This is a genomic window from Providencia sp. wls1943, from assembly GCF_009706275.1.
In the GTDB taxonomy this organism is placed as follows: Bacteria; Pseudomonadota; Gammaproteobacteria; order Enterobacterales; family Enterobacteriaceae; genus Providencia; species Providencia zhijiangensis.
This window is the reverse complement of the sequence record NZ_WLTU01000023.1, coordinates 260,533-273,036: the sequence shown is the minus strand read 5'-3', so window position 1 is coordinate 273,036 and position 12,504 is coordinate 260,533. Positions and strand designations below refer to the sequence as shown.

11 protein-coding genes and 1 other annotated feature are annotated in these 12,504 nt (G+C 42.8%); of the genes, 6 read left to right on the top strand and 5 right to left on the bottom strand.

The window, feature by feature from the left end; translation table 11 throughout:
- Positions 1 to 135: 135 nt before the first annotated feature.
- Entirely contained in the window at positions 136 to 852 is a 717-nt protein-coding gene (gene arcA / locus GKR48_RS12740) for a two-component system response regulator ArcA (protein WP_004905684.1), read from the bottom strand.
- Between the two features lie 1,094 nt (positions 853 to 1,946).
- On the opposite strand from arcA, the gene thrL reads away from it, so the two are divergent.
- From thrL to thrC, 4 genes are all read left to right on the top strand, one after another.
- Positions 1,947 to 2,042, top strand: a complete 96-nt coding sequence (gene thrL / locus GKR48_RS12735) for a thr operon leader peptide (RefSeq protein WP_071992130.1) — start codon at positions 1,947 to 1,949, stop codon at positions 2,040 to 2,042.
- Positions 1,981 to 2,102: a sequence feature (Thr leader region), on the top strand. (Overlaps the previous gene by 62 nt.)
- Positions 2,103 to 2,126: 24 nt before the next feature.
- Positions 2,127 to 4,586 carry a bifunctional aspartate kinase/homoserine dehydrogenase I gene (thrA, locus tag GKR48_RS12730; protein WP_154628339.1) on the top strand — a complete coding sequence of 820 codons (2,460 nt, stop codon included), beginning with the start codon at positions 2,127 to 2,129 and terminating at the stop codon, positions 4,584 to 4,586.
- A 3-nt stretch (positions 4,587 to 4,589) separates the two neighbouring features.
- Positions 4,590 to 5,519 carry a homoserine kinase gene (gene thrB / locus GKR48_RS12725; RefSeq protein WP_272522764.1) on the top strand — a complete coding sequence of 310 codons (930 nt, stop codon included), beginning with the start codon at positions 4,590 to 4,592 and terminating at the stop codon, positions 5,517 to 5,519.
- 3 nt (positions 5,520 to 5,522) lie between these two features.
- The gene (gene thrC / locus GKR48_RS12720) at positions 5,523 to 6,818 is read left to right on the top strand and encodes a threonine synthase (RefSeq protein WP_154628338.1); all 1,296 of its coding nucleotides are present in this window, start codon (positions 5,523 to 5,525) and stop codon (positions 6,816 to 6,818) included.
- A 69-nt stretch (positions 6,819 to 6,887) separates the two neighbouring features.
- Here thrC and GKR48_RS12715 read toward each other — a convergent pair whose 3' ends face one another.
- The 4 genes from GKR48_RS12715 to yaaA all read right to left on the bottom strand — a co-directional run bounded on the left by GKR48_RS12715 (position 6,888) and on the right by yaaA (position 10,034).
- Positions 6,888 to 7,550 carry a hypothetical protein gene (locus GKR48_RS12715; RefSeq protein WP_230088664.1) on the bottom strand — a complete coding sequence of 221 codons (663 nt, stop codon included), beginning with the start codon at positions 7,548 to 7,550 and terminating at the stop codon, positions 6,888 to 6,890.
- A 59-nt stretch (positions 7,551 to 7,609) separates the two neighbouring features.
- Complete coding sequence (locus GKR48_RS12710; RefSeq protein WP_154602774.1) at positions 7,610 to 7,828, bottom strand: hypothetical protein; 219 nt, start codon at positions 7,826 to 7,828, stop codon at positions 7,610 to 7,612.
- 226 nt (positions 7,829 to 8,054) lie between these two features.
- Entirely contained in the window at positions 8,055 to 9,050 is a 996-nt protein-coding gene (locus tag GKR48_RS12705; RefSeq protein ID WP_154628336.1) for an aldo/keto reductase, read from the bottom strand.
- A gap of 207 nt (positions 9,051 to 9,257) precedes the next feature.
- Positions 9,258 to 10,034, bottom strand: a complete 777-nt coding sequence (gene yaaA / locus GKR48_RS12700; RefSeq protein ID WP_154628335.1) for a peroxide stress protein YaaA — start codon at positions 10,032 to 10,034, stop codon at positions 9,258 to 9,260.
- A gap of 612 nt (positions 10,035 to 10,646) precedes the next feature.
- On the opposite strand from yaaA, the gene tal reads away from it, so the two are divergent.
- The gene (gene tal / locus GKR48_RS12695; protein WP_036950279.1) at positions 10,647 to 11,600 is read left to right on the top strand and encodes a transaldolase; all 954 of its coding nucleotides are present in this window, start codon (positions 10,647 to 10,649) and stop codon (positions 11,598 to 11,600) included.
- 221 nt (positions 11,601 to 11,821) lie between these two features.
- Positions 11,822 to 12,406, top strand: a complete 585-nt coding sequence (mog, locus tag GKR48_RS12690; protein WP_154628334.1) for a molybdopterin adenylyltransferase — start codon at positions 11,822 to 11,824, stop codon at positions 12,404 to 12,406.
- The last annotated feature ends 98 nt before the right edge of the window (positions 12,407 to 12,504 follow it).

Here is a 12,504-nt window from a genome sequence, read left to right as displayed (position 1 = left end):
TATCAATAATTTATTTATAGATAGGCCTATATCGGCTAATAATCTTAATTGATTAATTGTATATAATATCTTTTCTATTTTAGATCCAAATAAAAAAACCGGCTTGCGCCGGTTTTTTTATTAAGCAGAATAATATTATTCGTCTAAATCGCCGCAGAAACGGTAGCCTTCACCGTGGATGGTGGCAATGATTTCTGGGGTATCTGGTGTAGACTCAAAATGCTTACGAATGCGACGGATAGTCACATCGACTGTTCTGTCATGAGGTTTTAACTCACGACCCGTCATTTTCTTCAGTAAGTCTGCACGAGTTTGGATTTTGCCTGGGTTTTCACAGAAGTGAAGCATTGCACGGAATTCACTACGAGGTAATTTGTAGTGCTCACCAGCAGGGCTCACTAATGAACGGCTATTAATGTCTAATTCCCAGCCATTGAACTTATAGCTCTCAACCAGACGGCGTTCTTCTGTACCACCCGCTAAATTCATAGTACGGGACAGTAAGTTACGTGCACGGATAGTCAATTCGCGTGGGTTGAATGGTTTGGTGATATAGTCATCAGCACCGATTTCAAGGCCAAGAATCTTATCAACTTCGTTATCACGACCAGTTAAGAACATTAATGCGATACTTTCTTGCTCACGTAGTTCACGAGCCAGCAGTAAGCCGTTTTTGCCTGGTAAGTTAATATCCATGATCACTAAGTTGATGTCATGTTCTGAAAGAACATTGTTCATTTCTTCACCATCGGTGGCTTCGTGAACAACATAACCTTCTGCTTCAAAGATACTTTTCAGCGTATTACGTGTGACAATCTCGTCTTCAACGATCAAAATGTGTGGGGTCTGCATATTTGCTACCTAAAGTATTAAAATAAAAATACTGAACCCATAGGCCGTTTCCAGTTAGGTGGTTGTTGGTATGGTTATCTGGAAAAACACGTCTATGAGTATAAATTTGTCTTTACATTTTTCAGTGACTTAACGTTGCCTATCCATTAGGCTGAAGGTCATAAAACTCACCAAAACTTAAGCACTTTCCCAATATTGGGCTGTTAACAGCAATATAACAGCTAATACTGCATTTACCACCTAAAAAACTAACTTTTGTTGATACATATCAAAATCAATTGTAGCACGTTAACAATGATTGTTAGGTAGATAATTATACCAAAATTATTTGTTATAGAGATATCGAATAGACGATAAAAATAAGAGAAAAAAGGAGAGATAATGCACGTTTTTCATCGTGATACCGTAAAGAAAGGTAGATGTGAATAGGGATGAAGATATTTGAATTTAACTTAAGTTAAGTCACGTGAGTGGTTTTGCGTCTCCAGAACACCTTAAAATTGTCAGAGAGTAAAATTTCGTTTAGCACATCAAAATCGCGTAAAAAAAGTATTTTTGGTTTTTTATAAGACAAACTAGGTGATTACACTTACTCGCTTTGCGTGAATCTATTTTTTTTACAAAAAAATAACAAGACTCCTCAGAAATATCTGAATTAATATTTGCATGCTTATAATTAACGAGATGGCTATTCAGTTTCTTATGTGCAATTTTGATCTGAAACTAAGTAGGATTTTTTAAGGTTGGTTCGAATATTGATCAAAATTAATGAAAGAGAGATAGATAGGACATCAATGGCAATTTATTTCAAATTTACAGCTGAAAAATACGGTTAAAATATCACCATAAAATTTGAGGTTTGATTGTTTTTTATGCAGCTAGTGTGGTTGTTTTTTAAATAAAATTAAAATCTATTAATTTGAGAATCAATGAATTTTACAACTGGCATTTCAAGAATGGCTCTCTTTTTATGAAGATATTTTTGACGAATGCAGTGGATCTCTGAGCTGAATTGCCGCTTATTTTGGGGGCATAAATGCAAATAAATTTGACATTATTGTGTGATTACTTTAACCGTATAGGGAGAAACTTAAATGTTCCCTACGAGACAAACAAATTTTATGCGTAACATCAGCCTGACTACGATTATTACCACCACCACCGTGACCACAGGAAACGGGGCGGGCTGACGCATCCAAAAAATAAAAATGAAAAAGCCCGCATCCTAAAAAGATGTGGGCTTTTTTTTGGCGCTAATTCAGGAGAGAAATACCATGCGTGTGCTTAAATTTGGCGGTACTTCAGTCGCAAATGACGAACGGGTACTTAATGTTGCTGATATCGCGGAAAGCAAATTGGCAGATGGGCAAGTTGCGTTGGTGCTATCTGCACCGGCGAAAATCACTAACCATTTGGTGGCGATGATTGAAAAAACGGCAGCAGGTCAGGATGTCATCACGCATGTGAGTGATGCAGAAATGATTTTTGCTAATCTCTTAAAGGGCTTAAAAGAAAAGCAGCCCGGCTTTGAATACGACAAACTGAAAAAGCTGACTGAACACGAATTCGCGCAAATCAAACAAGTACTGCATGGTATTACTCTTCTAGGACAATGTCCTGATAGCATCAACGCCTCTATTATCTGCCGTGGTGAAAAGCTCTCTATCGCCATCATGGAATCTGTATTAAAAGCTCGCGGTCATAAAGTCACGGTGATTGATCCGGTGAAAAGCTTGCTGGCCAAAGGTCACTATCTTGAATCCACCGTCGATATCAATGAGTCCACTAAACGCATTGCGGAGCTGAACATTCCTAAAGACCATTTCGTATTGATGGCGGGCTTTACGGCTGGAAATGAGAAGGGTGAGCTGGTGGTGCTAGGCCGTAATGGTTCCGACTACTCAGCTGCGGTATTAGCGGCATGTTTACGTGCAGATTGCTGTGAAATTTGGACAGATGTTGATGGGGTTTATACTTGTGACCCGCGTTTAGTGCCTGATGCCCGTTTACTCAAAGGGATGTCATACCAAGAAGCGATGGAGCTTTCCTATTTTGGGGCGAAAGTTCTGCATCCTCGAACTATCGCCCCAATTGCACAATTCCAAATTCCTTGCCTGATCAAAAATACCACTAATCCAAGTGCGCCGGGTACGCTAATTGGTGATGGTCAAACTGATGCTAGCACGCCAGTGAAAGGGATCACTAACCTGAATAATATGGCGATGATCAACGTATCTGGTCCGGGTATGAAAGGTATGGTCGGTATGGCCGCGCGTATTTTCTCGGTCATGTCCCGTAAAGGGATCTCTGTGGTGCTGATCACGCAATCATCGTCGGAGTACAGTATCAGCTTCTGTGTGCCGCAAAATGAGCTACAGCGTGCTCGCGGTGCATTAGAAGAAGAGTTTTATTTAGAGCTTAAAGACGGGGTATTAGACCCGTTAGATGTGATGGAGCAACTGGCTATCATCTCCGTTGTTGGGGATGGTATGCGTACATTAAAAGGCATCTCCGCACGTTTCTTCTCTGCATTAACCCGCGGCAATATCAATATCGTTGCTATCGCACAGGGCTCGTCTGAGCGTTCAATTTCTGCGGTGATCGCCAATGAATCTGCCACTTCAGCGGTGCGTTTATGTCACCAAATGCTGTTTAATGCAGAGCAAGTGATTGAAGCCTTTATTGTCGGTGTCGGTGGCGTAGGTAATGCGTTAATCGAACAGATCCATCGCCAACAGCAATGGCTGAAACAAAAACATATTGATCTACGAGTCTGTGGGATAGCTAACTCAAGAGCGATGCTGATCAATATGCAAGGAATTGATTTAGATAATTGGAAAGCAGAGTTAGCCGACGCCAAAGAAGCGTTTAGCCTGAGCCGTCTGATCCGTTTAGAGCGTGAATATCACTTTTTAAACCCAGTGATCATCGACTGTACATCTAACCAAGAGATTGCTGAGCAATATGCGAGCTTCTTAAAAGACGGCTTTAACGTTGTCACGCCGAACAAAAAAGCCAACACATTGTCGATGGATTATTATCATCAACTTCGTGCTGCGGCTGAAAGTTCAAAACGTAAATTCCTTTATGATACCAACGTAGGGGCAGGTTTGCCGGTTATCGAAAACCTACAAAACTTACTGAACGCTGGGGATGAATTAGTTCACTTTAGCGGAATTTTGTCAGGCTCCTTGTCATTTATTTTCGGTAAATTGGATGAGGGAATGTCCTTATCGGAAGCGACAACGTTAGCGAAGGAAAAAGGCTTCACAGAGCCAGATCCACGCGACGATTTATCCGGCATGGATGTGGCGCGTAAATTACTGATTTTAGCCCGTGAAGCGGGTTATGAATTAGAACTTAGCGACATCAATATTGAATCTGTACTCCCTGCTGATTTCGACAGCTCAGGTAGTGTTGCAGAGTTTATGGCGCGTTTACCACAACTTGATGCCAAGTTTGCAGCGCGGATAAAAGCCGCAGAAGCAGAAGAAAAAGTGTTACGCTATGTGGGTCTTATCGAAGAAGGTCGCTGCCAGGTGAAAATGGTTGCCGTTGACGGAAATGACCCACTGTTTAAAGTAAAAAATGGCGAAAACGCACTGGCATTCTACACGCGCTACTATCAACCAATTCCTTTAGTTCTCAGAGGTTACGGTGCTGGTAATGATGTAACTGCGGCGGGTGTATTTGCGGATATGCTGCGTACCCTATCATGGAAATTGGGAGTTTAAGAAGTGATCAAAGTTTATGCACCCGCTTCAATTGGTAATGTGAGCGTTGGATTTGATGTGCTAGGCGCAGCAGTCTCTCCGGTTGATGGTTCACTGCTTGGTGACTGTGTCAGTATTGAAGCGGCAAATACATTTTCATTAGAAAACCAAGGTCGATTTGTTTCTAAGCTACCTAAAAAAATGGAACACAACATTGTTTACCAATGCTGGGAACTGTTTTGCGAGCGTCTGGGCAAAAAGCTTAATGTGGCAATGACCCTTGAAAAGAATATGCCAATAGGTTCGGGTTTAGGTTCAAGTGCTTGCTCCGTCGTCGCGGCGCTGGTGGCGCTGAATGAGTTTGCGGATAAGCCATTTGACCAAACGGCTCTGCTTGGCATGATGGGCGAGCTGGAAGGGCGTATTTCAGGCAGCATTCACTATGATAACGTCGCGCCTTGCTATTTGGGTGGTTTACAGCTGATCATCGAGCAAAATGGCATTATTTCTCAACCTGTGCCAGCTTTTGAAAACTGGTATTGGGTGATGGCTTATCCGGGGATTAAAGTTTCCACTGCGGAAGCGCGAGCTATTTTACCCGATAGCTATTCTCGCCATGATATTGTGAATCATGGACGCTATTTATCGGGCTTTATCCATGCATGCCATACTAACCAGCCAGAGCTAGCGGTCACGATGATCAAAGACGTCGTGGCAGAGCCATACCGTACTCAGTTGCTGCCGGGTTTTGCGAAGGCGCGTGAACATGCGAAGCAAATTGGTGCTCTGGCATGTGGCATTTCGGGGTCAGGACCAACAATTTTTACCATTTGCGATGATAAAAGAATTGCAGAAGAAATGGTGCAGTACCTACAACAACATTACATTCAAAATGATGAAGGCTTTGTGCATATCTGTCGTTTAGATATGGCGGGTGCAAGGACAATAGGGTAAACGATGAAACTGTATAATTTAAAAGATAACAACGAACAAGTCAGCTTCGCGCAAGCCGTGAAACAAGGGTTAGGTAAGCAGCAGGGGCTATTTTTCCCTCAAGACTTACCTGAGTTTAGTGCCAGTGAAATTGATGAATTACTGAAGTTGGATTTTGTCACCCGCAGTAGCCGTATTTTAAGCGCGTTTATCGGGGATGAAATCCCTGCTGAACAGCTAACTGAACGTGTTAAAACCGCGTTTGCATTCCCAGCACCTGTTTCCAAAGTTGAAGATGATGTGGCTACGTTAGAGTTGTATCACGGCCCAACACTGGCATTTAAAGACTTTGGCGGTCGCTTTATGGCACAAGCGTTAGGCCTAGTGGCTGGCGGGGCGCCAGTGACTATCTTAACTGCGACTTCAGGGGACACAGGGGCGGCCGTTGCCCATGCATTCTATGGTTTGGATAATGTTCAAGTCGTTATCTTATATCCAGAAGGTAAAATCAGCCCACTGCAAGAAAAGCTATTCTGTACGCTGGGTAAAAACATCCATACTGTGGCTATCAAAGATGATTTCGATGCATGTCAAGCGATGGTTAAACACGCGTTTGATGATGAAGAACTGAAAAAAGCTCTGTATTTGAACTCTGCGAACTCCATCAATATTAGCCGTTTGTTAGCGCAAATTTGCTATTATTTTGAAGCGGTTGCTCAGATCCCAGCAGAAAAACGCGATCAACTGGTAATCTCTGTGCCAAGTGGTAACTTTGGGGATTTAACTGCGGGCTTACTGGCGAAATCCATGGGGTTACCAGTGAAACGCTTTATCGCTGCCACTAACGTTAATGACACCGTTCCGCGTTATTTAATCGATGGAAAATGGACGCCACATCAAACCGTTGCGACATTATCTAACGCAATGGATGTCAGCCAACCAAATAACTGGCCGCGTATTGAAGAATTATTCCGCCGTAAAGGTTGGTCATTAAAAGAGCTGGGTTACGGTGCGGTGAGTGATGAAGTGACTCAAGAGACTGTACGTGAACTGGATGAAAAAGGTTATTTATCCGAGCCTCATGCGGCGGTTGCTTATCGTGTCCTGCGTGATCAGCTGCAAGAGGGTGAATATGGGCTGTTCTTAGGAACGGCTCACCCAGCGAAATTTAAAGAGAGCGTGGAAGCTATCTTAAATAAACAAATTTCACTGCCAAAAGAGCTGGCGGAACGTGCTGATTTGCCACTGCTTTCTCATTTCTTACCGTCAGATTTCGTTCAATTACGCGAATTTTTAATGAAGTTAGCACCGAAGCAGTAATTGAAGTTCACAATGAAAGGAAATGTTAACAACGGAAGCTGAATTGGCTTCCGTTTTTTGATGAGGGAATTAATAACTAACACCATCCTCGCCATCTTGTCCGCCATCGGGTCCACCTTTGCCACCTTTACCTGCTTGTCCCCCAATACCTGCATTGCCACCATTCCCACCATTTCCACTACCGTCACCATCTCCTCCATTACCACCGTGGCCACCATGACTTCCTCCGTGTCCACCATTGCCACCACTACCATTGACGGATCCGTTTCCGCCGTTGCCCCCGTTACCTAGGCCATCTCCGTTGCCTCCGTGTCCACCGTCACCACCATGTACACCACCATTTCCGCCATTTCCGCCATTTCCATTACTGCCGGGAGTTGCGTGACCTCCGTGGTTGCCATGACCATGACTACCGCCGTTGCCGCCATTTCCACCATGTTGACCATTACCTCCTCTGCCGCCATTACCACCAATTCCGCCATTACCACTGTTTCCGCCACTACCATGTTGTCCATGGGTGCCATTAACGCCATTCTCGGAATGATGAAAATAATAATTTTGGCAATAAAAAGGAATACAAAAATATGACTGCGAAATATTATCGATAATAATGGATTTATTTAAATGGAATGAATAGGGTTTATTAACATGAAGATTATTGGAGTGACTCAATATTGGTGTTGCTGTAAAAATTAAAATAGAGAAAAATTTAAATAGAGATTGATTAACCATTGTTTCCTCCATCCCCCTTCATGAATGAAGGGGGGAAATAATTAAATAATCGGGTTTATTTAATTTCCATTACCGCCGTTTCCACCATTGCCTCCATGCCCGCCGCTACCACCACTTCCCCCGTTACCACCATTGCCACCATGTCCACCGTTACCCCCATTACCGCCGTTGCTCCATAGATATTCGGTGGCAGTTTGCTGAGAGTCGGTTGGTATAGTCATAGAAAGAGCGGATAAAGGAAATAATAAGGTGATTAAGAGAGTAGAGATTTTACGCATATAAATTCCTCGTTATAAAGTGAATTAATTAAACTGCAAATAAAGCTTAAATGACTCACTTAAATAATTAAAGAATGTTATCGGATAATTAATAGATCAAATTTGGTTTGAATAAATATAAAATAATAAGCTGTAATTTTATTCGTTCGTTTGTATTTAAATTAAAGATGATAAATAGAAAGCTATCCCTTAAATGTATTTTAAGAGATAGCGATAGGGGAAGGGCTTAGATTGCGTCTTCGAGGATCAGCTCAATGGCTTTTAACTCATCTTGGCTAAAATCACGATTTTCCATCATGCCGAGAGCATCATCGATTTGGCTGATACGGCTAGCGCCAATAAGCACGGAAGTAATACGGTCATGGCGTAGCAACCAAGCTAATGACATTTGACTCAATTTTTGCCCACGATTTAAGGCTAATTCATTGAGTTTTTTCACTTTTGCTAAAATAGCGGATGTGAGCCTTTCTGGCGGTAATGATGGATTACCTGCTGCACGAGAATCAGCGGGAATACCATTGAGATAGCGATCCGTTAAAATTCCTCCGGCCAGTGGGGAGTAGGCAATCGAACCGACACCTTCTTCTTCGAGCAAATCGAGGAGACCTTCCTCAGGAGTACGTTCTAGCATGGAGTATTTAGGTTGGTGAATAAGGCAAGGGGTGCCCAGTTGATCAAGTATACGGATAGCTTCTTGCGCTGTTTCTGCGGGATAGTTCGAAATTCCCACATAAAGCGCTTTACCTTGTCGAACGATCAAATCAAGGGCTGCCATGGTCTCTTCTAACGGAGTTTGAGGATCGGGTCTGTGGTGATAGAAAATATCCACATAATCGACGCCGATTCTTTTTAAACTTTGATTGAGGCTGGCAACTAAATATTTTTTACTGCCCCAATCACCATAAGGCCCTTCCCACATGGTGTAACCTGCTTTGGAGGAGATCACCATTTCGTCGCGATAAGGGCGAAAATCTTGTTGTAGGATGCGACCAAATTGCTGTTCAGCAGAGCCTGGAGGAGGTCCGTAATTATTGGCGAGATCAAAATGGGTGATCCCATGATCAAACGCATGCCTTAACATGGCTCGGCAGTTATCAATTGGCTTGTTGTCACCAAAATTATGCCAGAGTCCTAAAGAGACAAGGGGGAGCTTTAATCCACTCCGACCGCACTGACGATATTCCATATCTGTGTAACGATGTGACGCAGCAGAATATGGCATGGCTCACCTCCAAAATAAATGGCAAAGATTCACTCGAATTTTGGCATAACTCTGTCGAGCTCACTGGTGAAAGAATGCTATACAGCTTAAGAAATGATTATTTTATCGCCAGATTGTGACGGGGATTTGAAATAAAATATCGCATGTTGAGTATGAGGCTTATAGGGTGTGATGCATTCCCCATAAGCCAACAAAGTGAGCCTATGATTAGGCTTGTTCAGGGCGAGTAAAGACTAATTCATTACCTTTCGACTGTGCTTTATCAAATCGGTAGCCTTCTAAATTAAAGTCAGATAGCTGTTCGGATTTAGTCAGTTTATTTTGAATAATAAAACGGCTCATTAATCCGCGAGCTTTCTTTGCATAAAAACTGATGACTTTATATTTACCATTTTTCTCATCTAAGAAAATGGGTTTGATAATTTCAGCGTCCAATTTTTTGGTATTCACAGACTTAAAATATTCATCAGATGCTAAATTAACAAGGATATTATCCCCTTGCGCCGCCAGTGCTTTATTTAAATGCTGAGTGATGATATCTCCCCAGAATTCATATAAGTCTTTACCACGGCTGTTTTTAAGGCGAATTCCCATTTCCAAGCGATAAGGCTGCATTAAGTCTAATGGACGCAGCACACCATACAGGCCAGACAACATACGTAAATGTTGCTGAGCAAATTCAAAATCAGCGGGCGAAAACGTTTCGGCTTGCATGCCAGTATACACATCCCCTTTGAAGGCGAGGATGGCTTGGCGTGCATTTTCTGGGGTAAAGTTTGGCTGCCATTCACCAAAGCGTGCTGCATTCAGCCCTGCAAGTTTATCGCTAATTTTCATTAAGCTTGCGATGTCCGCTGGAGTGAGTTTTCGGCATGTTTTAATCAGCTTTTCAGACTCAGCGAGGAGCTCGGGTTGAGTAAACGTGTCGATGGCGAGCGGGCTTTCGTAGTCTAATGTTTTGGCAGGTGAAATAGTAATCAGCATAACTTAACCCTTATGATAGTAAATTTACCTGTTACTTTAACAAAAAATCAGATGAAATAGCGAATCGCTGTAATAAGTCGCGCTTATGATGGTTATCTGGTTTACTGATGAGATTATTCAACCTAGCTAAATGCATTCAGTCTCTAGGGATACCGCGAAAACGATTGCTGATCAAATAGTTGCTTTCAAGGATATTTCCTCGCTTGCAGCAACGTAGATGCGTGATATTATCATGGGACGGTGCGGCGCTAGCCTCAATTCCTTAATAATACACAAAGTAGTTTAAGTTGCAGATGTGTGGCTAATCAGCGTAGCCAACAGCCCTACAACTTGAAGCATGACGGGTTCACCCTAAATAGTTCAAGTGGTAGGTAGGCGGCAAGAAATCGAATTCCTAGGAGCATACACAAGTATGTGACTAGGATGAGTGAGCGCAGCCAACACCCCTACAACTTGAAGCATGACGGGTTCACCCTAAATAGTTCAAGTGGTAGGTAGGCGGCAAGAAATCGAATTCCTAGGAGCATACACAAGTATGTGACTAGGATGAGTGAGCGCAGCCAACACCCCTACAACTTGAAATATGACGGGTATAACAACGAGATTAAAGAAATGACCGACAAACTAACCTCCTTACGTAGTCTGACAACTGTTGTTGCCGATACTGGCGACATCGAAGCGATGAAGCTGTACAAACCACAAGATGCGACGACTAACCCATCGCTGATTTTAAATGCTGCACAAATTCCTGAGTACCGTAAATTAATTGATGAAGCGGTAGAGTGGGCGCGTAAGCAAAGCAATAACCGTGAACAACAAGTTGTCGATGCATGTGACAAACTGGCTGTTAATATCGGTTTGGAAATTCTGAAATTAGTCCCAGGTCGTATTTCAACAGAAGTGGATGCACGTCTTTCTTATGATGAAGAAGCGTGTATTACTAAAGCTCGCCGTTTGATGAAAATGTACAACGAAGCTGGTATCAGCAACGATCGCATTTTGATCAAATTAGCCTCTACTTGGCAGGGTATCCGCGCGGCGGAAAAACTGGAAAAAGAAGGCATCAACTGTAACTTAACCTTATTATTCTCTTTTGCTCAAGCGCGTGCTTGTGCGGAAGCTGGTGTTTATCTGATCTCTCCATTCGTAGGTCGTATCCTTGACTGGTACAAAGCAAACACAGATAAAAAAGAGTTTGCTGCACATGAAGATCCAGGCGTGGTTTCTGTGACTGAAATCTACAACTTCTATAAAGCACATGGTTATAAAACCGTCGTGATGGGCGCAAGCTTCCGTAACGTGGGTGAAATCATTGAGCTGGCAGGTTGTGACCGCCTGACTATCTCTCCAGCACTGCTGAAAGAGCTGTCTGAATCACAAGGCGAATTGGTTTGTAAACTGAAAGATGAAGGTAAAACTCAAGAGCCAGGCGCTAAACTGACTGAAGCTGAGTTCTACTGGCAGCATAACCAAGATCCAATGGCGGTTGATAAACTGTCTGACGGTATCCGTAAGTTTGCTGTAGACCAAGAAAAACTGGAAAAAATGATCGCAGCTCTGCTGTAATTTCTTTTTTCTTAGAAAACCCAGTCAATCGGCTGGGTTTTTTTATGCTGTTTTTTCATTGATTAAACTCTCAATTCCACATTTCGACACAAACACGACGCTGTCAGGCATTCGACCTCATGGTATGATGCACCATGTTTATCATTATTGGCTTGGTATTAATTGAGTTAGTATTTTCTCGCCAAATGAACGAATTTTAATGATTAATTTTTGAGGTTTGTATGAATGAGTTGCGCATAGGTCTGGTATCGGTTTCTGATCGTGCTTCAGGCGGTATCTACGAAGATAAAGGGATCCCAGCACTGGAAGAGTGGCTAACGAAAACCATTACCACCCCTTTTCGTTTAGAAACTCGTTTGATCCCTGATGAGCAAGTCATGATAGAGCAAACGTTGTGTGAGCTGGTGGATGAATTTTCATGTCATTTAGTCCTGACCACTGGTGGTACGGGGCCTGCTCGCCGCGATGTCACTCCGGATGCAACGCTTGCGGTTGCCGATCGCGAAATGCCTGGCTTTGGTGAGCAGATGCGCCAAATTAGCCTGAAGTTCGTGCCAACGGCGATTTTATCTCGCCAAGTTGGCGTGATCCGCAATCAGTCACTGATTTTAAACTTACCGGGACAGCCAAAGGCGATTGCTGAAACCTTAGAAGGGCTGAAAGATAAAGAAGGAAATGTGCTGGTATCAGGCATTTTTGCTAGTGTGCCATACTGTATTCAATTACTCGATGGCCCTTATATTGAAACAGACGAAAGCGTCGTTAAAGCTTTCCGGCCAAAATCGGCTATTCGCACTGCCGAGTAATCCCTTCTAAAAAATCAGGCAGAGCGTCATGTCTGCCTGATAATTCTTGTTACAGTTTTCTTTCTGCCTATTTAGCTTAACGGTCTATCAACTTAGCC

Coding starts and splice junctions, on each gene's coding strand:
- arcA (WP_004905684.1), bottom strand. CDS start 852: ATGCAGACCCCACACATTTTGATCGTTGAAGACGAGATTGTCACACGT.
- thrL (WP_071992130.1), top strand. CDS start 1,947: ATGTTCCCTACGAGACAAACAAATTTTATGCGTAACATCAGCCTGACT.
- thrA (WP_154628339.1), top strand. CDS start 2,127: ATGCGTGTGCTTAAATTTGGCGGTACTTCAGTCGCAAATGACGAACGG.
- thrC (WP_154628338.1), top strand. CDS start 5,523: ATGAAACTGTATAATTTAAAAGATAACAACGAACAAGTCAGCTTCGCG.
- GKR48_RS12715 (WP_230088664.1), bottom strand. CDS start 7,550: ATGGTTAATCAATCTCTATTTAAATTTTTCTCTATTTTAATTTTTACA.
- GKR48_RS12710 (WP_154602774.1), bottom strand. CDS start 7,828: ATGCGTAAAATCTCTACTCTCTTAATCACCTTATTATTTCCTTTATCC.
- GKR48_RS12705 (WP_154628336.1), bottom strand. CDS start 9,050: ATGCCATATTCTGCTGCGTCACATCGTTACACAGATATGGAATATCGT.
- yaaA (WP_154628335.1), bottom strand. CDS start 10,034: ATGCTGATTACTATTTCACCTGCCAAAACATTAGACTACGAAAGCCCG.
- tal (WP_036950279.1), top strand. CDS start 10,647: ATGACCGACAAACTAACCTCCTTACGTAGTCTGACAACTGTTGTTGCC.
- mog (WP_154628334.1), top strand. CDS start 11,822: ATGAATGAGTTGCGCATAGGTCTGGTATCGGTTTCTGATCGTGCTTCA.